Source organism: Methylobacterium gregans, assembly GCF_022179245.1.
Lineage (GTDB): Bacteria > Pseudomonadota > Alphaproteobacteria > Rhizobiales > Beijerinckiaceae > Methylobacterium > Methylobacterium gregans.
Map to the genome: position 1 here is coordinate 1 of NZ_BPQM01000130.1, position 20,446 is coordinate 20,446.

The following is a 20,446-nucleotide window of genomic DNA, read 5'->3' on the forward strand; positions in this document are numbered from 1 at the left end:
ATTCCCTCAGCACGATCTCAGACATACGAGAAGCCGCTTCCGCAAGGAGGCGGCTTTTTCGCGTTCGGCGGCCAACGTTACCGATCGGTCATGCGCCGGGAAGCCTCCTGCGATCGGTCATATCCCGCTGCTCGATCGTTACCCTCTCCTAATCCGGTTGCCAGCAGGCGCGGCGGCCCGCGCGGTCTCCTATGACCGGAGCACGTCCACACTGACGGAGCCGGCCTCTGCCGGTTCTGCAACGACGTGGCTCTGAACCTCTCTCGATAACCGAAGGGCGTCCCCCCAACTCCGCGAGGCGCCGGCCAAGCCGGGCTGAGCCGAGCCCGCGCCGAGGATGTTGCCGAAGGCGTATTGGAACCTGCCTTGTCAAACCCCGTTGAATCGTAAATTATCGAGTTGAAACAAGGGCTTATTCAAAAACATGCTCTCTTTCGGCCACGCCGCGAACGAAATGTTCTCCCCCGTCGAGGCGCGGGTGGGACGGCCTTCTCGGGACGGGGCATCGCCCGGTCCCGCCCGGCCTGCGGCGCACGATCGAGCTGCAGGATCCAGCCCTGACGGTGAGGAGGACGCGATGGCTTCGGCAACGATCGGACGGGGCGACCACGTGGTGTTCGAGCGGCTCGACCTCGCCGAAGCTCTCGGGATCTGGCGCCACGCCAGGGGGCGGATCGTCGGCATCCATGGGCAGGATGGGCGCCCGCGCACCGTCGACGTCCAGTTCGAGGGCCACGAGGTGCTGGAGCGCTACCTGCCGGACCTGTTCCGGCGCGTGCACTGAACGAGCCTACCGTGATCGCGCTCGCCGCCCTCCAGCCGCCCCTCCGCGTGACCAGCCGCAGCATCGGCGAGGCAGAGGTCTGGGCCGAGCTGCGCGCCGAGGCCGAGGCCGCCCTGATCGAGGAGCCGCTCTACGCGGGCATCATCCAGGCGACCGTCCTCGACCAGCGCAGCCTCGCTCAGGCCCTGGCCTACCGCCTCGCCCACCGCCTCGGCGATGGCGATCTTGCCCGCCTGTCGATGCGCGACCTCTGCCTCTCCGCCTTCGAGGCGGATCCGCAGGCGGGCGCCCACGCGGTGCGCGACCTCGTCGCCATCCGCGAGCGCGACCCGACCTGCCGGCGCTATCTCGACCCCTTCCTGTTCTACAAGGGCTTCGCCGCCCTCGAGGCCTACCGGATCGGCCACTGGCTCTGGCACCAGGGCCGGGCGACCCTGGCGCTGCATGTCCAGAGCCGCATCTCCGAGGTGTTCGGCTGCGACATCCACCCGGCGGCGCGGATCGGCTCCGGCGTGTTCATCGATCACGCCACGGGGGTGGTGATCGGCGAGACCACGGTGGTGGCCGACGACGTGTCGATCCTCCAGTCGGTGACGCTGGGCGGCAACGGCAAGGAGAGCGGCGATCGCCATCCCAAGATCGCTCGCGGCGTGCTTCTCAGCGTCGGCGCGAAGGTGCTCGGCAACGTCCATGTCGGCGAGGGCGCCAAGGTGGCCGCGGCCGCAGTGGTGTTGGGCGACGTGCCCGCGCACACCACCGTCGCGGGCGTGCCGGCCCGTGTCGTGTCGCGCCTGCGGGCGACCGAGGAGCCGGCGCTGAGCATGGACCAGTCCTTCGGCTTCGGTGACGGAATCTGACGCCAGGCGAAAAATCCTTCTTTTGAAACGATGCTGCCGACATCCTTCCGTGCAGGCGGGGGTGCGGAGAATCTCGTTCTCCGCTTTCCCCGTTCGGGGCCGATCGCGTCCCATGTTTCGGGGTTAAATTGGGTTGCTATGCCAAGATACGGCGATAAATAGGAATATCATTTCGTTGACTGCTTGGCCGGTGCCGGCCACTGATACTCTCGCGATGCGGCGCAGGCCGAATCGTGGAACTAGCGGCCAATACTGATTGGTTGTCCGGGAATATCCCATTTCATTGGGTCGGAAACGGCATTTCAGCCGGGCCGATCCCACGACGATTTGCGCCCGGCCCGTCCTGACGACGGGGCCGCCCGCCGACGCGCGGGTCGATGCGGCGTGCCCAGCCCTGACTAGGAGACGATGAACGATGAGCGGACCGGGTTTGAGCGTCAGCGCCACAGCGGCACGCAACCTTGCGACGGCCACCGTCACCTCGGTCCAGAACGCGGCCAACACCCCGCGCTGGCTCCTGCGGCTCCTGCCCTTCGTGGACGTGCCCGGCGGCGTCTACCGCGTCAACCGCCGCGCCGTGGTGCTGGCCAAGGGCGGCCGCATCGATCTGGTCTCCGAGGACAAGGGCCGCGCCATCCGCTCCGGATCGCTCCGCGCCGTGCCGCTGTTCAGCCGTCTGGGCGATGCCGAACTCGCAGCGCTCGCGGGCAAGTTCAAGGAGAGCCGGCATCAGGCCGGTGAGGTGATCCGCGAGGAGGGCGCGGCCGACCGGAGTCTCGTGGTGGTCGCCGACGGCACCGTCGAGCTGACGCTATCGGGGCCCTACAAGGGCCGCCTGCGCCAGGGCCTTGCCACGAAGGGCGATTATTTCGGCGACGGCGACCTCGTGGACGAGGCCGCGCCCGCCCCGGCGGTGAAGGCGCTCTCGGCCGTGACGCTGCTCACCCTCGACCGCGCCGCGATCGAGGACGAGGCGATCCGCACGCGCATCGGCCAGTACCAGGAGGAGCGCGACCGGCTCAAGGGTCACACCAACTCCTACGGCGAGCAGGGCATCGAGCTTCTGGCCGTGCACACCGGCGAGCCGCGCCTGCCCACCACCTTCGTGGATTACGAGATCGATCCGCGCGAGTACCACCTCTCGACCATCCAGACGATCCTCAACACGCATACCCGCGTCACGGATCTGTATTCGAACGAGATCGACCAGCTCCGCGAGCAGATCCGCCTCACCGTCGATGCGGTGAAGGAGCGCGAGGAGTGGGAGCTTCTGAACAACTCGGCCTTCGGCCTGCTCCACGAGGCCGGCTCGCGCCAGCGCATCCCGACCCGCGGCGGGCCGCCGACCCCGGACGACCTCGACGAGCTGCTGACGCTCGTCTGGAAGAAGCCGGCCTTCTTCGTAGCCCATCCCCGGGCCATCGCGGCCTTCGGCCGGGAGGCGACCCGCCGCGGCGTGCCGCCGGTCGTGGTCCATCTGTTCGGGGCGCCCTTCATCACCTGGCGCGGGGTGCCGCTGGTCCCGAGCGACAAGCTGCCCATCGACATCGACCCGGTGACGGGTGCCCAGACCACCTCGATCCTGCTCCTGCGCGTCGGCGAGGGCGAGCAGGGCGTGGTCGGCCTGCAGAAATCCGGTGTGACCGGCGAGATCGAGCCCGGCCTGTCGGTGCGCTACATGGGCACCAACGACCACTCCATCGCCTCGCACCTCGTGACCCGCTACTTCTCGGCCGCCGTGCTGGTCGAGGACGCCATCGCTCGTCTCGATAACGTGCTGCTCGGCAACTACCATGACTACGCCTGAGGCGACGGCGTTGGGATTTCCCGCCATCGGCATCCCCTCGGGGAACCCGGGCGAGCTCGCCCAGGGCAACCTCCACGCCGATCTCGTCGGGCGCCTCGCCCGCGAGATCTACGGGCAGGGGCAGGCCGCGAGCCAGCCCTTCGCCCCGGCGCTGCCCGCCGGCCCGCAGGTGCCGCAGGCCCTCGAGAGCCTGCCTCAAGGCTTCGGAGGCGCGCCGACGCCGAGCGGTGCCGTCGGCGTCCCCTCGGGGCCGGCCGGCGGCCTGCCCTCCGGCTTCCAGCCGGACGTCTCGGCGCTGGCCGCCCGCTCGTTCGGGGCCCCGCCGGTCGGTTTGCCGGGCCTGTCCGGCCCGACCCTGTCGAGCCTCGCGCCCGCAGGTCCGGCCTTCGCCGACGCTGCCGCGATCCCGCCGGTCCATCCAGCGATCCCGCGGCCGGCCCTGCCGGACTTCTCGCTGCCGGGCGTGCCGGCGCTCGCCGCGTCCGTCCCGGGCGGGCCGGACCTGCACCGGCAGATCGCGGCGGACCATCCGCGCGCCAACGCCTTCGCGCACGCGCTCGCCCCGGGTGTGGTGCCGGCCGATCCCACCCGGAGCGGCGTGGACGAGGCGCAGGAGAGCGTCCGCCGGACCGGCCGCCTCTCGCGGGCGCCGGAGCCGGCCGCGGCGAACCCGTCCGACTACTACTTCCTGAACCTCGGCCCCGGCCCGGCCCGCAAGGCGCCGGCTGCCCCGCGGGTCGAGCCGTCCCGGCATCCCGGCCCCGCGCCGCGGGCGATCGCGCACGGGTCGAGCCCCGTCGCGGCGCCCTTCGACGTGGAGCATGTCCGCCGGGATTTCCCGGCCCTGCACCAGAGCGTCAACGGCCACCCGCTGATCTGGCTCGACAACGCCGCGACCACCCACAAGCCGCAGGCCGTCATCGACGCCACCTCGGAGTTCTACGGGCGGCACAACTCGAACATCCACCGGGCCGCCCACACCCTGGCGGCGCGCTCCACCGACCTGTTCGAGGGCGGCCGGGAGGCGGTCCGCCGCTTCCTCAACGCGCCGACCAAGGACGACATCGTCTTCCTGCGCGGCACCACGGAGGCGATCAACCTCGTGGCCGCCTCCTACGGGGGCGCCCATATCGGGCCCGGCGACGAGATCATCCTCTCGACCATCGAGCACCACGCCAACATCGTGCCCTGGCAGTTGCTGGCCCAGCGGACGGGGGCGACGATCCGGGTGATCCCGGTCAACGACCGGGGCGAGATCATCTTCGAGCAGTACGCGGCCCTGCTCTCCGGCCGCACGAAGATCGTCTCCGTGACGCATGTGGCCAACGCGCTCGGCACCGTGAACCCGATCCGCGAGATCATCGCGCTGGCCCACGCCTACGGCGTGCCGGTGCTGGTCGATGCGGCGCAATCCTCGCCGCACATACCGCTGGACGTGCAGGCGCTCGATGCCGACTTCCTGGTCTTCTCCGGCCACAAGGTGTTCGGGCCCACGGGCATCGGCGCCCTCTACGCCAAGACGGCCCTGCTCGCGGCGATGCCGCCCTGGCAGGGCGGCGGCCACATGATCGAGGACGTCACCTTCGCGCGGACCGTCTACAAGGGGGCGCCCGAGAAGTTCGAGGCCGGAACCCCGGACATCGCGGGCGCCGTCGGTCTCGGTGCGGCCCTCGACTACCTGGAGAGCATCGGCCTGCCGGCGATCGCCGCCTACGAGCACGACCTGCTGGACTACGCGCAGGCGGGCTTGGCCGAGGTGAAGGGCCTGCGCCTGATCGGCACAGCGCGGGAGAAGGCCAGCGTGATGTCCTTCACGATCGAGGGACAGGAGAACGAGGCGGTGGCCCACCATCTCGACGCCCACGGTATCGCCGTGCGCTCGGGCCATCACTGCGCCCTGCCGGCCCTGCGCCGCTTCGGCGTCGACCAGTCGGTTCGGGCCTCGCTCGCCTTCTACAACACCCGCGCGGATGTCGACGCCTTCCTGCGGGCGCTGCACACCCTGCCGCGGCACTGATCGCGGCACCGATCGGGGACGCGCCGGCCCGCCCGGGCCGGCGTGAACCCGTCTGTCAGGTTCTGCCCGCCGGGGCCGCACATCCGGTCGCGGATCCGTGACACCGTCAGCGATGACGGCCTCCCCCGCACGGCCTCTCGCACGGAACCGAGCCCGCGCGCGGGCATCCCTACGTCCCGGCCTCGGCGTTTGCAGAGCGGCCCGCGCCGGGCTGCGGCCAGGTCAGCTCGGCCCGCAAGCCTCCCAGCCCCGAGCGGCCGAAGGTGAGCTCGGCGCCGGCCGCGTCGGCGATGTCCCGGGCGATCGCGAGCCCGAAGCCGGTCCCCGGCCGGTTCTCGTCCCAGCGCACGCCGCGGCCGAGCCCCGCGATTGCCGCCTCGCTCATGCCCGGCCCGTCATCCTCGATCGTCAGGCGCGCGGCGTCCGGACCGAGGGACCCGGCCACGCGCACGCGCCGGTGCGCCCATTTGCGCGCGTTGTCGAGGAGGTTGCCCGCGGCCTCCATCAACTCGCCCTCCTCGCCCGGATAGGCGAGTCCCGCCGGCAGCGAGACGCTCCATCCGAGGCCCTCGCCCTCGGGCAGGCGCCGCAGGGTCGCGACGAGCCGCTCGATCGCGGGGGCCACCGGGCAGGCCCGTCGCCGCAGGTCGCCCGGCGGCGCGACGCGCGCCCGCGCGAGGGCCCGCTCGACCTGCCCGCCCATCGCGCGCGCCTGCCCGGCCAGCTCGGCCGCGAGGTCCGGCTCGGTGCCGCCGATGCGCCGGGCCAGCGCGTCGAGGATTGCGAGCGGCGTCTTGAGGCCATGGGCCATGTCGGCCGCGCCCGCGCGGGCGCGGACCAGGGCGCGCTCCTGCGCGTCGAGCAGGCGGTTGAGGTCGAGGACGAGCGGTCGGACCTCGTCGGGAAAGTGCAGCGGCAGGCGCGCCCGCTCGCCCGCGTGGACGGCGCGCAGATCCGCCTGGAGCGTGCGGAACGGCCCGAGCGCCCGCTGCACGAAGAGCGCCATCGCGCCGGTGAGGAGCAGAAAGAGCGCGCCGAGCGAGGGAACGAGCAGGCGCAGATAGGTCGCGCGGCTCCCGGCGAGATCGCGCCGGTCCTCGGCGACGACGATGCGCAGCCGCGTCTCGCCCTCACGGGATCCGATCGCGACCGAGCGCTCCACGGCGATCAGCGAGCCGCCGTCCGGGCCGGGCAGATCGAGAGTGCGCGCGTCGTCCGGCGCGGCGGGCTCCGCCGGACCGCCGAGGCGCTTGTCCCAGAGCGAGCGGGAGCGCAGGAGCTGCTTGCCGGCCTCGACCTGCCAGTACAGGCCGCCGTAGGGCGCGGCGTAGCGCGGGTCGGTCGGCTCGCGCGCCAGCACCGGGCTGCCGTCGGGGGCGCGGCTGACCTCACCGGCGATCTGTTTCGCCGCCCGGTCGAGCTCGTCCGCCGTGCGGGCTTCGAGCACCGCGTCGAAGATCAGCGTCAGCCCGATCCCCGCCAGAACGAGCGCGAGCGCGATCAGGGTCGCGGCCGCCAGGCCGAGCCGCAGGCGCAGGGATCGCGGTCTCACCGCGCGTCCCCGCCGGTGTCCCTGCCGGGATCCCGGGCGGGAACGAGGTAGCCCTGGCCGCGGCGCGTCTCGATCACCCCGGCGCCGATCTTGCGCCGCAGGCGCGTCAGCAGGGCCTCGATCGCGTTCGCCTCGCGCTCGCTGCCGGTGCCGTGCAGGTGGTCGAGCAGGGCGCCGGCCGGGACCACCTCGCCGGGCCGGTGCAGCAGGAAGGCGAGCAGGCGATACTCCAGCGCCGTCAGGTCGATCTCGCGGCCGTCCACGCTGACGGTGCGCGTCCGCGTGTCGAGCTCGACCGGGCCGGCGCGCAGCACCGGCGAGGCGTGCCCGGCGGTCCGGCGCAGGATCGCGCGCAGCCGCGCCACCAATTCCTCCATGCGGAAGGGCTTCGTGAGGTAATCGTCCGCCCCCGCGTCGATGCCCTCAACGCGCTCGCGCCAGCCGTCGCGCGCGGTCAGGATCAGGACGGGCAGGCGGATGTCGGCCCCGCGCAGCCGGCGCAGCACGCCGAGCCCGTCGAGGCGCGGCAGGCCGAGGTCGAGCACCATCGCGTCGTAGCTCTCGACCTCGGCGTGAAACCACGCGGCCTCGCCGTCGGTCACGATCTCGGCGACGTAGCCCGCCCGCTCCAGCCCCTGCTTCAGGTCCGCGGCGATGCGCGGCTCATCCTCGACGATCAGGATCCTCACGGCGCGCACCCGCGATGGAGGGCGTCAGTCATCGTCGTCCTCGTCCCTGTCGAGGATCCGCAGCGAGGCGGCATCGACCTTCAGCGTCCGCCGCTTTCCGTCCGTGCCGAGGATCCGCAGCTTGTAGTACCAGCGGCCGTCGCTCCGCTTGAGGTCGAGCGCGACCACGTCGCCGGGGGCCGCCGCGCGCGCGGCGCTCAAAACCTCCTCCAGGGGGCGGATCTCGCCCTGCTCCAGGGCCCGGCGCGCCCGGTCGGCGTCCTCGGCGGACCGGGCCGCGGGAGCGCCCCAGACCAGCACCACAGAGGCGAGCACGGCACGGGCGAGCGCGGTGCGGCGGAGGATCGGCGGGTGCAGGCGGGCGGGCGACATGGCGACCCTCACCCTATACGCCCTTGCCTGACGGAAGGCTGACAGGCGCCGTCAGGCTGCCGGGTCCGCGGGCTGGCAGAGGAGCGGCATCGCGAGATCGCTGAAAGGCTCCTTCCATGTCCATGATCGTCGGCGTGCTCCTGGCCTGCGCGGCAGGCTTGGCCGGTACGGTGCTCTGCCCCCCCGATGACCGGCGCCGCGGCGGCCGGCCCCTGGCCTTGGCCGGAACCGCGCTCCTCGGCGCGGCGCTTTTCGGCGCGGCGCTCTCGGCTTCCCCGCCGGCGCGGGCCGGCGAATTCCTGTCCGGCTCCGCGACGGTCCTCGACGGCGGCAGCCTCATGATCGCGGATCGTCGCGTGCGTCTCCAGGCGCTCTCGGCGCCCGATCGCGACCAGACCTGCTGGGACGCGCACGAGCGTACCTACCAGTGCGGCCGGGTGGCGGCGCAGGCCCTGGCCGAGCGGATCGGCGACGCCTCCGTGACCTGCGAGCCGCGGGCGGCGGCGGTGGACGGCATCGCGACGGCGCTCTGCCGCGTCGGCGACGAGGATCTCGGCGCCTGGATGGTCGGCCGGGGCTACGCCATGGCCGCGCGGCAGGACCCGCACCCCTATGCGGAGGCCGGCGCCCGCGCCTGGGGCCGCCGGCTCGGGCTCTGGTCGGGCGTCTTCCAGGACCCCGATGCGTGGCGGCAATCCCACCGGCTGCCGGTCGCCAGGCTGGCCGCGGGATCCTGAGCGGTGCACGGGCCGACAGGCCCGGCATCACGCGTCCGCGGACGCGCCCGCATGCGTCGGGGCCGGCCGTGTGGTGCCGGCCGGCAGCAGGCGGAACAGCAGCATGCCGACGACCATCGCGGCCACGAAGGTCAGGGCCTCGGCCGGCACGATCGTGAGAAGGGTCAGGGCCGGCCCGGGGCACAGGCCGGCCAAGCCCCAGCCGACACCGAAGAGGGCGGCGCCCGCGAGGAGACGCGGGTCGAGGTCGCGCCGGGTTGGGATCTCCAGCCGCGGCGCGAGCACCGGCCGGCCGCGCCACCGCGCGACACGGTAGCCGGCCGCGGAGACGGCGACGGCGCCCGCCATGACGAGGGCGAGGCTCGGGTCCCAGCGACCCGCCACGTCGAGGAAGGCCAGGACCTTGGCGGGGTTGCTCATGCCGGAGACGATGAGGCCGAGCCCGAACAGCAGGCCGAGGGCGAGAGCGGCGGCGATCCTGGCCATGGCTCAGGCTCCGGTCAGGTGGCGGGTGACGAATACGGTCAGGACGGCGACGGCCATGAAGGTGCCGGTCGCGACGAGCGAGCGGGGCGAGCCGCGGCCGATGCCGCAGACGCCGTGGCCGCTGGTGCAGCCGGCCCCGAGGCGCGCGCCGAACCCGACCAGCAGGCCCGCGAGGATCAGGAGCGGGAACGAGGTGCCGACCGGCGCCTGCGGCCAAGCCCCCCCGAAGCCCGCGTAGACGAGCGGCGCGAGGATCAGGCCCGACAGGAAGGCGACCCGCCACCCGGTCTCGCGCGTCGGCGCGGCGAGGAGCCCGCCGAGGATGCCGCTGATGCCGGCGATGCGTCCGTTGAGAACGAGGAGCAGGGCCGCCGAAGCGCCGATCATGACGCCGCCGAGGATGGCGCCGAGGGGCGTGAAGCCGTCCATCAGGGTCTCTCCTGAACCGCTTTCCGCGGGCGCGGGGTCTGCCCTGTATCGGTATTCCGGCCGTACGCGCCGGACGCGGAGGGCGAGTTTATTAGCGGGCTCTAATATAGGTCAAGCGGATGGGAGCCGCGGGCCAGGTGAGCGCCGATCCGATCGCGCGTTCAAGGGGCGTCGGGGCAGAAGATGTCCTTCAAGGTTGCGAGCACCCGCGCGGCCCGGGGGTCGGTCAGCCGGTAATGCAGCGTCTGGCTCTCGCGCCGGAAGGCGACCAGCCCGTCCTCGCGGAGCTTGGCGAGATGCTGCGACAGGGCCGATTGGCTGAGCTCGACCGCTCCGGCGAGGCTCGTCACGTCCATCTCGCCGCGGGCGACCAGCAGGCACAGGATGAGCAGGCGCTTCTCGTTGGCGAGGAGGCGGAGCAGGCGCGCCGCGTCGCCCGCCTTGTCCTGGAGGTGCAGCAGGTCGGTCGGCAACACGGCATCCATCGGTCCGCATCCCGCAGCGTCAGGTCCACCCTCGGGCGTCCACCTAATCGCGTCGCGGCGGTTCGCGCCACTGTGCGCGCGTCCGGCCGCGCGTCCGGTGGCGTCTTTGGCCGGCCGCTCCGGGCAGGCCGGCCCCGCCGCGGGGACCAGTGTCGCGGGCGCGGAACCATCGGCGCGCCGGCTCTCTTGCCCAGCCGTCAGCTTCAGCAAAGGACGGCTTCATGGCCAAGGACGTGACGACCTACACCATCAAGGAGGCGCTGGCCGCGCGCGTCGACGACCATGTCGAGATTGCCGTCGAGACGCAGGACGGCACGAAGCTCAAGCTCAAGGCGACGCCGGACCAGCTGGACGCTCTGGTGGGTGATCTGGAAACCATCCTCGACGCGGATGACGGCGACGCGGCCTGATCGTCGTGCCTTCAGGCCGGCGGCACCGCCTTGCCGGTGCCGGCCGGCCGTGCGGGAGATCGGGTGAAGCCTCGGACCCGGCGCACGGCGTGCGGTCGAGGTGCGGACCGGCGGCCTCCCGGCATCAGAGTGCGTGCTCGGCCGCCAGGACGGCGTGCAGTCCGAGGGCCAGGAACGGACCGAAGGGCAGCCGGGCGGCGCGGTCGATCCGGCCGCCGGCCAGGATCGCGACGAGCACACCGACGAGCGCCGCGAGGCTGGCGGTCAGGATGAGGAGCGGCAGGCCGACGAGGCCGATCCAGGCCGTCGCGGCGGCGATGAACTTCACATCGCCGAGCCCGAGGCCGATGCGACCGCGCAGCCGCGCATGGAGCGCGCGCAGAGCCCAGAACAGCCCGAAGGCGAGGGCCACCTGCGCGAGCCGCTCGGCGAGGCTGGAGAGAGCCGGATCCTCCCAGGCCGCCACCGCGAGGCCGAGACCGAGCAGGGTGAGGTTCAGGAGATCCGGAATGATCCGGCGGCGCAGATCGATCGCCGCCGCGGCCAGCGTGATCGGCAAGGGCAGCAGGACGGGCAGCAGGACGGGCAGCCACGCGGGCCAATGGGCCGAGAGCATCGGGGCCGAGAGCATTCGGCTCAGGCCCGCAGCGCGGCGGGAGCATAGACCGGCACGATCTGGCCGGCCGGGATCCGCGCTCCGGCAGGCGGGGTGAGCGCGCCGGCGGCGGGGGCGTCCGCAGGCGGCCTGTGCCGTCGCCGCGCGCTCCACTCCCGCAGGTGCAGCCAGAACAGGTACGCGCCGAGCGAGGCCGCGACCATGCCGGCGGTCCAGAGGCCGATCAGCAGCCCGTAGGCGACGGTGCCGTTCAGCTCGCGCATCAGGCCGAGCGCGAAGGCCGTGTACCAGGACACGCCCGAGACCGCCCCCGACACGAGGAACACGCCGGTGCGGGTGCCCGAGATGCCGTCGAGCATCGGCCGGCCGACGTCGCGCAGCACGCCCGGCAGGACCAGCGCGTGGATCAGCAGCCCGTTCAGCGTCAGCACCGCCACCACCGTCATCTTGGCCCAGAGCTTCGGGTTCTGGAGCTTCTCGGGGCTCTCCAAGGCGTAGACCATCAGGAAGCCGAGGCCAGAGAACCAGAGCAGGGCGATGCCGACGCTCACGACCTTGCTGATGAACAGGAAGATGCGCGCGATCTCGCGCGGCAGGCTGCCCCAGCGCATCCAGCGCAGGATCCAGAAATCGAGCATCGTCGCGCCGCCGAGGCCCAAGCACAGGCCGACGAGATGCAGGGCGATGAGGAGGGTCAGCACGCGCACCGGCGGAAGAGGCGCCGGCAGAGGCAGCGTCAGGGGCTCGGCCGCGGCGGATCCGACCACCAGGGAGAGGCCGAGCAGCGCGGCCACGGCAGGGCGGTGCATGGATCCTCCTCGCGCTCGAGCACCTGACACGACGGTCCGTGGGACGCTTCTCGCAGCAATTCGATAACAAAGATCGAAAACGACAGTTCTCGACCGGGGCGATTGTTCGTCTCCTTCCGTCATCCGGTGAAAGGTTCTTTAGGAAGCGGGATCATCCTGCGCTGGCCTCTCGTTTCAGGCCGGAATGGACGATGATCGACAATACAACCGAAGGTCGTGTGCGGGCCGGCCATGAGCCGAATCCGGCTCAGGCCGGCTTCTCGCTCGTCGAATTGCTCGTGGTCCTGGCGATCATCGGGATGATCGCCACCATGGTGACGCCCCAGGTGCTCGGCTATCTCGGCCGGGCCAAGGGCGAGACCGCGCGGATTCAGGTCAAGAACATCGCCCAGGCGGTCGAACTCTACTACCTCGATCTCGGCACCTACCCGACGAGCCAGCAGGGCCTGCAGGCCCTGGTCCAGCCGACCGGCCCCGGCTGGCGCGGCCCCTACGTGCGCGACGCCCGCGGCCTGACCGATCCGTGGGGCCAGCCCTACCTCTACCGCTCCCCCGGCGCGGCCGGGATCCCCTACGAGGTCTACTCGCTCGGCAGCGACGGCAAGGTCGGCGGTACCGGCGACGGGACCGACGTCGCGAGCAACTGAGGACCGGACGATCCGGAATTGCGCACCTGTCGCGTCCGGTTTGCGCGCAGGCTATACAACTTAAGACTGTATATTCCGGACTGATTTCGTGCGCACACTGTCCTCGCCGGGCGGATAGGCCGGCTTCAACACCGCGTTAACCATAAACTCCTAGCGTTCCCTCGAACGAGCTGGGCGGGTGCGGGGGTCGGCGGGGACATGGCGAGAGGTGCACATGTCCTCGGTGTGACGCTCGCCTGCTTCCTGCTCGGCCCCGTCCTGGCGGCCGAGCCGGTGCAGCGTGGGCCCGGTGCCCAGGCCGCGACCGGTCTGGTGCTGCGCGGCGACGACCGCTTCATCGCGGGCGAGGCCCCGGTGCGGGAGCCCATCCCGGGGCCGCCGGTCAGCCTCAACCTCGTCGAGGTCCCGCTCGCGGTCGCCGCCAGGGCGGTGCTGGCCGACACCTTCGGCTGGGGCTACGCGCTCGACGAGCGGGCCGCCGGCACCATCACGCTCCAGACCGGCGGCGCGGTCCCCCGCGAGACCCTGCTCGCGCTGTTCGAGACGGCGCTCTCGAGCCGCGGGCTGGCGCTGCGCCGCCGCGGGCGCACGGCGCAGATCGTGCCCGCGGCCGGCGGCCTCGGCATCCAGCCGGTCCAGGGGCGCGGGGCGGAAGCCGGCGCGGTCGCCGTGCCGCTGCGCTGGATCTCGGCCGCCGAGATGCAGGCGATCCTCGCGGCGGTCGCGCCACGGGAGGTGGTGCTGCGGGCCGACCGCGCCCGCAATCTCCTGATCCTCAACGGCGATGCCGGGCAGATCCAGGCGCTGCGCCAGACCATCGCGGTCTTCGACGTCGACTGGATGCGCGGCATGTCCACGGCGATGCTGCCGGTGCGCAGCGCAAACCCCGCCACCCTCGCCCGCGACCTCACCCAGATCTTCGGCGGCGAGGCGTCGGGCACCGGGGACGTGATCCGCTTCATCCCCAACGAGCCGCTCAACGCGATCCTCGTGGTCAGCTCGCGCGCCGCCTATCTCGACCGTGCCCGGGTCTGGCTGGAGCAGCTGGAGGGACTGGCGGCCGAGCGCGAGCGCCAGCTCTTCGTCTACCGGATCCAGAACCGCTCGGCCAAGGAGCTCGCGGCGGTTTTGCAGGGGGTGGTCGCGGCCGAGACCGGCAGCAGCGTCAACGTCGCGTCGGGCTACGGCGGCCTCGGCGGTGCGGGCGGCTACGGCGGCACGACCTACGGCTATGGCGGCCCGATGGGTGGCTCGGCATACGGGGCGGCCGGCGCCGGGGCGGTGCCGGGCGGCGCGGCCTCGGCCTCGGGCGGCTTCGGTGGCGATTCCTCGGATCCCGGCGCGGCCGCTACCGGCCCGGGGGCGGCCGGCAGCCTGGCCGCGCACGGGGGCGGCCCCGGGTTCGGCGGCGCGTCGGGCGGCCTGTCGGGTAATCTGTCGGGGGGCGTCTCCGGCGGGATGTCGGGCGGCGTCTCCGGTGCGATGCCGGGCGGTGCCTGGGGCGGCATGCCGGGCGGGGGCGCCGGCGGCTACGGGGCCGGCTACGGCACGGATCCGGGCCTCGCGCCGGGGGGGTACGGCTACGGGGCGCGCCGCGACGTCATCGGCATCGTGGCGGACGAGGCCAACAACAGCCTCGTCATCTCGGCGACCCGCAACCAGTACGACAAGATCCTGCGCATCCTCGGCCGCCTCGACGCGATGCCGACCCAGGTGCTCCTGGAGACCGTGATCGCCGAGGTCACGCTCACCAACGAGCTGCAGTTCGGCGTGCAGTGGTTCCTGAAGAACCGGGGCGACCGCCTCAACCTCGCCCAGGGCGGGACGGTGGGCGCGCTCGGCGAGAAGAGCGGCACCGCGGCGCTGATCGAGGCGGCGGCCCGCGGCGTGACGGGCTTCAACTACCTGATGAACGCCGCCGACTTCAACGTGGTGCTCAACGCCCTCCAGGGCATGACGCGGGTCAACGTGATCTCCTCGCCCAACATCACGGTGCTCGACAACCGCACGGCCAAGCTGCAGATCGGCGATCAGGTGCCGATCGTGAAGCAGTCGGGCCAGAGCGCGCTCGCCGGCAACGCCCCGATCCTCAACCAGATCGAGCTGAAGGATACCGGCGTGATCCTCTCGGTCACGCCGCGGGTCAACAAGAACGGCCTCGTGGTGCTCGATATCAACCAGGAGGTCAGCGACGTCGTGCGGACGACGACCTCGGCCATCAACTCGCCCACCATCCGCCAGCGCCGGGTGGCCACCAGCGTAGCGGTGAGCGACGGCCACAGCCTCGCCATCGGCGGCATGGTGCAGGAGAAGGCGCAGATCACGAACGAGGCGGTGCCGCTGCTGGGCGACCTGCCGCTGGTCGGGCCCGCCTTCCGCAACCGGATCGACACGCGGGTGCGCACCGAGCTGATCGTGTTCATCCGCCCCCGCGTGATCCGCGGCACGGCCGAGGCGGACCGCATCGCGGAGGATTTCCGCCAGCAGTTCCGAGCGATGATGCCGGTACGCCCGGTCCCCCCGCCGCCGCCGCTGGCGGCCCACCCGGAGGGGACGATGGGCATCCTGCGCCGGATGGTGGATTGATCGCGCGTCCTCCCCCCTCTGCGGGGGAGGGTGGGCCGGCCGTCAGGCCGGGTCGGGGGAGGGGAACCCGGCTTCCGAAGAAGGCGCGGCTTGCATGAAGGGCCGAGCCCTGTTCTGCACCGTCGCTCCCTTCTCTGCGGGACTTCATCCCGACCGGCCCCTGCTAACGCAGGGACCAGCCTCCTCCGCAGACGGGGCAATCGCATGTTGGAGGGCACCTGCCTCGGCTCCGGCCTGAACCGCGTCGCGCCCCCTCTATCCTGGGGGAGAGGGCTGGGGTGAGGGACGAGAACTTTCAGGATGGGGCTGGCCATCGCCGCGGAACCGCAGCGATCTCTCCGGCACGCTCCGGGCCCCTCGCCCGGCTCTCTCCGAGAGCAGACCTCTCCCCTTCGGGAGAGGGGACCCGCGCTTCGTTCGGAAGAGGTGTGAATATGCTGGCTGCGCGCGGGGAGGGGGCAGCCCATCATCCGAAATCGTAACCCGGAATCCGCGCGAGTCCTCGCCCGGCCCGCTCCCCTCAGGGTCGCAGCGCCGGCACGCCCGCCTCGATCCGCACCGGGACCGGGCGCAGGATCGCGGGCTGGCCCATGAACGCGGTGGTGTAGGATTGGCCGCGCTGGGTGAGCGTCACCCCGCCGGGCTCGATTGCGGTGATCCGCCAGTCGCCGCGGCCCTGCCCGCGGGCGAGCCAGCCCAGGTCGCCGCTGCCGTCGTCGATGAGCGCGCGCGGCGCGCCGCCGTCGAACAGGATGCCGCGCAGAGTCAGAACCGGCCGGGGCGGGTCGGGCGCCAGGACCGCCTCGCGGCTGCCGCGCGCCGTCCAGGGCCGCCGCCCGGGGTCGAAGAGGGGACGCAGCAAGGGCGCCTCGCCCGCGGGCGAGGCTGCGAGGATTGGGGTCGGGACCGGAGCGGGCTCATCCGGTGCCGACCAGGATGCCGGCAGGGCGAAGGCGGCCAGCGCGACGAGCGCCGAGGCCCCGAACAGGGCCCTGGGCAGCCTGCCGGTACTGGAGAACGGGCCGCGCAGGGCCCTCACGGCCGGGTGCCCGCGGACGCGGCCGGAGGCTGGGCCGAAGCGTCGGCCGTCGCATCGACCATCCCGCGCGCCGTGAGGGCGACCTGCATCAGGGTCGGCCGCCCGCTCTCGGCATCGGCGGCCCGGGCGACCACGATCTCGGCCGCCTCGACGGCGACGAGGGGCGCCTCGCTCTCCAGGGCGTGCAGCAGGCCGTGCAGGCCCTCCGCCGTGCCTCGCAGCGTCGCGCGCAGGCGCGGCAGGCTCGGCCCGGCCGGGTCGATCTCGATCTCGGTCCCGTCGACCAGGGCGGCGCGGCCCTCCGCCAGCCCCTCCAGACGGGTGCGGAAGCGGGCGAGCACGGCGTTGGCGTCGGGGCCGGCGAGCGGAAGGGGCGCGGGCGTGCGGGCCGCGGCGTCCCGCATCCGGGCGAGGCGCTCGCGGGCCGCCGTGATCTGGCCCCCGGCCTCGACCGCCTCCAGCACGGGCCCGCAGGCGAGCCCGAGCGCCAGCGCGAGCCCGGCGAGGCCGACGAGGAGCGGACGTCCCGGCAGCAGGCCGGGAAGATCGGGCAAGCGCGCCCTCACGGACGTTCGGCCACGGCGAGAGCGCTCTCCGCCGAAGTGGATGCCGGTGCGGTGCACGAGAGCGCGTCACAACAGGGGCCTGGAGCCATTCCCGGTTGCGACGCGATCGGGAATGGCTCCAGGCCGCCGCGCCGAACGGGCGATCTCGCGGCCGGTACGGTGGGGTGGACGCTCACGATCGGCTCCCGGCCCGGCAGGCCCTGACATCCCGACAGGTATAAAGGCCGCGGCGTTTCCGCGCCCTTAAGGCTCGTGCCGCAGGGTGATCGCGCGGCCGACGATGCGGCATCCGGGAGGTCGGTGACGATGCTGAGCATCTGGGGTGCCAAGAGCCGGCCCAGGCGCGCGCTGTCCGACCGGCGCGGCCCCGACCGCGAGCGGCTCGGCGCCGCCCGCGACGTCCTCGCCTATCTCGCGGAGGCCGAGGCGCTCGACGCGGGCGCGCACGAGCGGGCGCTGGCGGCTCTCGACCTGCCGGGCCGCCGCCCGCTGCCGGTGCTGCTGACCGAGCTTGGCCTGATCCACGAGGCGACCCTCGTCACCGCCCTGTCGGAGGCGACCGGCCTCCCGATTCTCCACGAGGACGAGGTGCCGGGCACGCCCGTCCTGCCCGAGGCGATCGGAGCCGATTTCTGCGCCCGCGCCCGGGTGCTGCCGCTGGCCGTCGAAGCCGACCGGCTCGTCCTCGCGGTGGTCGATCCCTTCGACGCGGAGGTGCCGGCCGCCCTCGAACACCTCACAGACCGGCGCGTGGCGCGCCGCCTCGTCGGCCCCGGCAGCTTCGAGCGGGCGCACCGCGCCGTCTACGGCGACCTGGCCGACTTGGGCGAGACCGACGACGCGGGCGCGGGCGACGACGTCGCGCGGCTCGCCGACGTCGCGAGCCAGGCGCCGATCGTGCGGCTCGCCGCCCGCCTCGTGCGCAAGGCCTTCGAACTCCAGGCCTCCGACATCCACCTGGAGGCGGAGGAGGCGGACATGCGGGTGCGCTACCGGGTCGACGGCGTGCTGGTCGAGGCCGAGCGCCTCGCCAAATCCGTGCAGCTCGCCCTCACCACCCGCATCAAGATCCAGGCCGGCCTCAACATCGCCGAGCGGCGCCTGCCGCAGGACGGGCGCATGAAGGCGCCGGACCGCGGCCAGGAGGTCGATATCCGCGTCTCGACGCTGCCGACCGCCCACGGGGAGAGCGTGGTGCTGCGCGTGCTCGACGGCTCGCGCCGGGTCGAGGACTTCACCTCGCTCGGCTTCGACGCGCCCGCCATCGCCCGGATCGAGGCGATGACGGGCCGCCCGAACGGCCTCGTCCTCGTCACCGGCCCGACCGGCTCGGGCAAGACCACGACGCTCTACGCGGCGCTGCGGCGCATCAACGGCCCGCACCTCAAGGTCGTCACCGTCGAGGACCCGGTCGAGTACCGCATGGCCGGCGTCAACCAGGTCCAGGCGCATCCCGGCATCGGCCTCGACTTCGCGGCGGCGCTCCGCTCGATCCTGCGCCAGGACCCGGACGTGGTGATGGTCGGCGAGATCCGCGACGGCGAGACCGCGCGCATCGCAGTGCAAGCCTCGCTCACCGGGCACCTCGTCATCTCGACGCTGCACACCAACTCGGCGCCCGCCACGATCACCCGGCTGATGGACATGGGCGTCGAGCCCTACCTGATCGCCGCCACGCTGAACGGTGTCGTCGCTCAGCGCCTCGTGCGCCGGCTCTGCGTGGACTGCGCGGAATCGGCCCCCGCGACCGAGCCGGAGCGGCTGCGCCTGCGCGTCCCCGCGGGCGTGCCGCTCAGCCTCAAGCGGGTCTGCGGCTGCCCCGCCTGCAACGGCACCGGCTATCGCGGCCGGATGGTCGTCTCCGAGATCATGCCGCTCGACGGCACCTTGCGCGGGCTCATCGCCGACCGGGCGGGCGAGGCCTCTATCGCGGCGGCGGCCCGGGAGGCCGGCATGGCGAGCCTCGCCGAGACCGGCCGCGCCCGGGTGCTCGCGGGCGACACCACCCTCGACGAGATCGGGCGGGTGCTGGAAGGGCAGATCTGATGCCGCGCTTCGCCTACCGGGCCTACGCGGCGGACGGGCGCGCCCGCTCGGGCAAGGTCGAGGCCGAGAGCCGGCAGCGCGCCGTGGCGGCGCTTCGGGCCGAGGGGCTCCAGGTCTTCGCGATCGAGGCCGCCGTGTCCGGGTCGGCGGCGTTCTGGAACCGCGACCTGTTCGGGCGCGACCGGGTGAACGACGCCGCCCGCATCGCCTTCCTGCGCGAGTTCGGCACGCTGCTCGGCGCCGGGCTCACGGTGGACCGGTCCCTGCGTCTCGTCGAGCGGCAGGCCTCGGCGGCGCTCCGGCCGGTGCTGGCCGACCTCCTCGAACGGGTGGTCGGCGGGGCTTCCCTATCCCGGGCGATGGCGGCCCATCCGCAGGCCTTCCCGCGCGACATGGTGGACATCGTCCGGGCCGGCGAGGCCACCGGCACGCTCACCGACGTCATCGCCTCGCTTACCGGCTCGATCGAGCGCCGCGACGCGGTGCGCCGCCACCTTGTCTCGGCGATGATCTACCCGGGCCTGCTCGTTCTGATGGCGATCGGCACCGTGGCGATGATCGTCGGCGTGCTGGTGCCGGCGCTCGCCCCCCTTTTCGAGGGCAGCGGCCAAGCGCCGCCGCTCGCGATCCGCGCGGCCGCCGCCTTCGGCGATGGTATCGCACGGTGGTGGCCCGGGTTACTCGCCGGTATTGGGCTCGGTTGTCTCGTCCTCGTCCGGTTCTGGCCGGCACCGGCCTTCGCGGCATTCCGGGCACGGCTGGCTCTGCGCCTGCCCCTGGTGCGCGAGATCGTGGTGGGGATCGAGCTCGGGCGGATCTGTCGGGTGCTCGGCACGCTGCTCCAGGCCGAGGTGCCGATCCCGGACGCGGTCGCGGCCACGCGCCCCATCGCCGGCAACCGGGTGTTCCGGGACGCGCTGGCGCAGGCCGGGCGCCGCCTCACCGAGGGCGGCAGCCTCGCCTCCGGCCTCGCCGCTCTGCGCCCCCACGCGCCCTCGACCCTCAACCTCATCGCCAGCGGCGAGCAGGTGAACCGGCTGGGGCCCGTGCTGGTCCACGCCGCCGAGATGCACGAGACGCAGACGCGACAGCGCATCGACCGTCTGCTCGCCCTGCTCACGCCCCTCGTCACGGTGGTGATCGGCGGCCTGATCGGCGGCCTGATCGTCTCGGTAATGGGCGCGATCCTGAGCGTCGGCCAACTCGCCCAGTGACGGCCAGACGGCCTCCGCGCGACCCGCTCCCGAGGGCGGGGCTCCTGTGTTGCGGGGGGGCGACAAGCTCGGTCTTCATGCTTTGTTAACCACTTCGCGCCGTCGCAAACGCGCCCGGGGAGCGCTATGGTGGCGTAGAGAAAAACGCCAGTTCGTCGCCATGTCGCCCTCTCCCGAAAACCTTCTCCTTCAGCATCGTGAAGTCGTGGCCGTGACGGTCACATCGGGGGCTTTCTTCGCAGCCCTGTTCTGTTTGACCTGGATCATCTCCTGATCCGGTCCGAGGCCGCTCTCGTTT

Annotated in this window: 20 protein-coding genes; 10 read left to right on the plus strand and 10 right to left on the minus strand. The window is 72.7% G+C overall.

Features of this window, described 5'->3' with window-relative positions:
• The first annotated feature begins 577 nt into the window (after positions 1-577).
• The 4 genes from MFF54_RS22390 to MFF54_RS22410 all read left to right on the plus strand — a co-directional run bounded on the left by MFF54_RS22390 (position 578) and on the right by MFF54_RS22410 (position 5,465).
• The gene (locus MFF54_RS22390; protein WP_238306471.1) at positions 578-784 is read left to right on the plus strand and encodes a hypothetical protein; all 207 of its coding nucleotides are present in this window, start codon (positions 578-580) and stop codon (positions 782-784) included.
• 11 nt (positions 785-795) lie between these two features.
• Positions 796-1,641, plus strand: a complete 846-nt coding sequence (gene cysE, locus MFF54_RS22395) for a serine O-acetyltransferase (protein ID WP_238306472.1) — start codon at positions 796-798, stop codon at positions 1,639-1,641.
• Positions 1,642-2,056: 415 nt separating this feature from the next.
• On the plus strand, positions 2,057-3,448 hold the full coding sequence (locus MFF54_RS27685) for a family 2B encapsulin nanocompartment shell protein (protein WP_283206312.1): 1,392 nt from the start codon (positions 2,057-2,059) through the stop codon (positions 3,446-3,448).
• A complete protein-coding gene (locus MFF54_RS22410) occupies positions 3,435-5,465 on the plus strand; it encodes a cysteine desulfurase (RefSeq protein WP_238306473.1) in 2,031 nt (676 codons plus the stop codon). The genes MFF54_RS27685 and MFF54_RS22410 overlap by 14 nt, the downstream gene beginning before the upstream one ends.
• Before the next feature lie 169 nt (positions 5,466-5,634).
• Here MFF54_RS22410 and MFF54_RS22415 read toward each other — a convergent pair whose 3' ends face one another.
• From MFF54_RS22415 to MFF54_RS22425, 3 genes are read right to left on the minus strand one after another with little or no spacing between them, the layout of a single operon-like run.
• Positions 5,635-7,017 (minus strand): sensor histidine kinase, encoded by a 1,383-nt coding sequence (locus MFF54_RS22415; RefSeq protein ID WP_238306474.1) that lies wholly within the window; start codon positions 7,015-7,017, stop codon positions 5,635-5,637.
• Positions 7,014-7,706, minus strand: a complete 693-nt coding sequence (locus MFF54_RS22420) for a response regulator transcription factor (RefSeq protein ID WP_238306475.1) — start codon at positions 7,704-7,706, stop codon at positions 7,014-7,016. The genes MFF54_RS22415 and MFF54_RS22420 overlap by 4 nt, the downstream gene beginning before the upstream one ends.
• A gap of 24 nt (positions 7,707-7,730) precedes the next feature.
• A complete protein-coding gene (locus MFF54_RS22425; protein ID WP_238306476.1) occupies positions 7,731-8,078 on the minus strand; it encodes a PepSY domain-containing protein in 348 nt (115 codons plus the stop codon).
• Positions 8,079-8,194: 116 nt separating this feature from the next.
• Between MFF54_RS22425 and MFF54_RS22430 the strand changes: the two genes are divergently transcribed.
• Positions 8,195-8,815 (plus strand): thermonuclease family protein, encoded by a 621-nt coding sequence (locus MFF54_RS22430; RefSeq protein ID WP_238306477.1) that lies wholly within the window; start codon positions 8,195-8,197, stop codon positions 8,813-8,815.
• A 27-nt stretch (positions 8,816-8,842) separates the two neighbouring features.
• Here MFF54_RS22430 and MFF54_RS22435 read toward each other — a convergent pair whose 3' ends face one another.
• The 3 genes from MFF54_RS22435 to MFF54_RS22445 are packed head-to-tail and all read right to left on the minus strand — an operon-like array spanning position 8,843 to position 10,215.
• Positions 8,843-9,301 carry a DUF6691 family protein gene (locus MFF54_RS22435; protein ID WP_238306478.1) on the minus strand — a complete coding sequence of 153 codons (459 nt, stop codon included), beginning with the start codon at positions 9,299-9,301 and terminating at the stop codon, positions 8,843-8,845.
• 3 nt (positions 9,302-9,304) lie between these two features.
• Entirely contained in the window at positions 9,305-9,838 is a 534-nt protein-coding gene (locus MFF54_RS22440) for a YeeE/YedE family protein (RefSeq protein WP_370880311.1), read from the minus strand.
• Between the two features lie 53 nt (positions 9,839-9,891).
• Entirely contained in the window at positions 9,892-10,215 is a 324-nt protein-coding gene (locus MFF54_RS22445; RefSeq protein ID WP_238306480.1) for an ArsR/SmtB family transcription factor, read from the minus strand.
• Between the two features lie 221 nt (positions 10,216-10,436).
• Here MFF54_RS22445 and MFF54_RS22450 point away from each other — a divergent pair, with 221 nt between their 5' ends.
• A complete protein-coding gene (locus MFF54_RS22450) occupies positions 10,437-10,625 on the plus strand; it encodes a hypothetical protein (RefSeq protein ID WP_238306481.1) in 189 nt (62 codons plus the stop codon).
• Positions 10,626-10,749: 124 nt separating this feature from the next.
• Here the strand turns inward: MFF54_RS22450 and MFF54_RS22455 are convergent, their stop codons facing one another.
• Positions 10,750-11,256: a prepilin peptidase gene (locus MFF54_RS22455; RefSeq protein WP_238306482.1), complete on the minus strand. Its 507-nt coding sequence runs from the start codon at positions 11,254-11,256 to the stop codon at positions 10,750-10,752.
• Positions 11,257-11,261: 5 nt separating this feature from the next.
• A complete protein-coding gene (locus MFF54_RS22460; RefSeq protein ID WP_238306483.1) occupies positions 11,262-12,050 on the minus strand; it encodes a hypothetical protein in 789 nt (262 codons plus the stop codon).
• 191 nt (positions 12,051-12,241) lie between these two features.
• Here MFF54_RS22460 and gspG point away from each other — a divergent pair, with 191 nt between their 5' ends.
• Positions 12,242-12,697, plus strand: coding sequence for a type II secretion system major pseudopilin GspG (gspG, locus tag MFF54_RS22465; protein WP_238306484.1), 456 nt, complete (start codon positions 12,242-12,244; stop codon positions 12,695-12,697).
• A gap of 198 nt (positions 12,698-12,895) precedes the next feature.
• The gene (gene gspD, locus MFF54_RS22470) at positions 12,896-15,283 is read left to right on the plus strand and encodes a type II secretion system secretin GspD (RefSeq protein ID WP_238306485.1); all 2,388 of its coding nucleotides are present in this window, start codon (positions 12,896-12,898) and stop codon (positions 15,281-15,283) included.
• Between the two features lie 520 nt (positions 15,284-15,803).
• Here gspD and MFF54_RS22475 read toward each other — a convergent pair.
• Together MFF54_RS22475 and MFF54_RS22480 are read right to left on the minus strand one after the other, a co-directional pair.
• Entirely contained in the window at positions 15,804-16,322 is a 519-nt protein-coding gene (locus MFF54_RS22475; RefSeq protein ID WP_238306486.1) for a hypothetical protein, read from the minus strand.
• Positions 16,319-16,876: a GspMb/PilO family protein gene (locus MFF54_RS22480; RefSeq protein ID WP_238306487.1), complete on the minus strand. Its 558-nt coding sequence runs from the start codon at positions 16,874-16,876 to the stop codon at positions 16,319-16,321. Before MFF54_RS22480 ends, MFF54_RS22475 begins: the two co-directional genes overlap by 4 nt.
• Positions 16,877-17,194: 318 nt before the next feature.
• On the opposite strand from MFF54_RS22480, the gene MFF54_RS22485 reads away from it, so the two are divergent.
• Both MFF54_RS22485 and MFF54_RS22490 read left to right on the plus strand, forming a co-directional pair.
• On the plus strand, positions 17,195-18,934 hold the full coding sequence (locus MFF54_RS22485; RefSeq protein WP_238306488.1) for a GspE/PulE family protein: 1,740 nt from the start codon (positions 17,195-17,197) through the stop codon (positions 18,932-18,934).
• On the plus strand, positions 18,934-20,148 hold the full coding sequence (locus MFF54_RS22490; protein WP_238306489.1) for a type II secretion system F family protein: 1,215 nt from the start codon (positions 18,934-18,936) through the stop codon (positions 20,146-20,148). The genes MFF54_RS22485 and MFF54_RS22490 overlap by 1 nt, the downstream gene beginning before the upstream one ends.
• Positions 20,149-20,446: the final 298 nt, after the last annotated feature.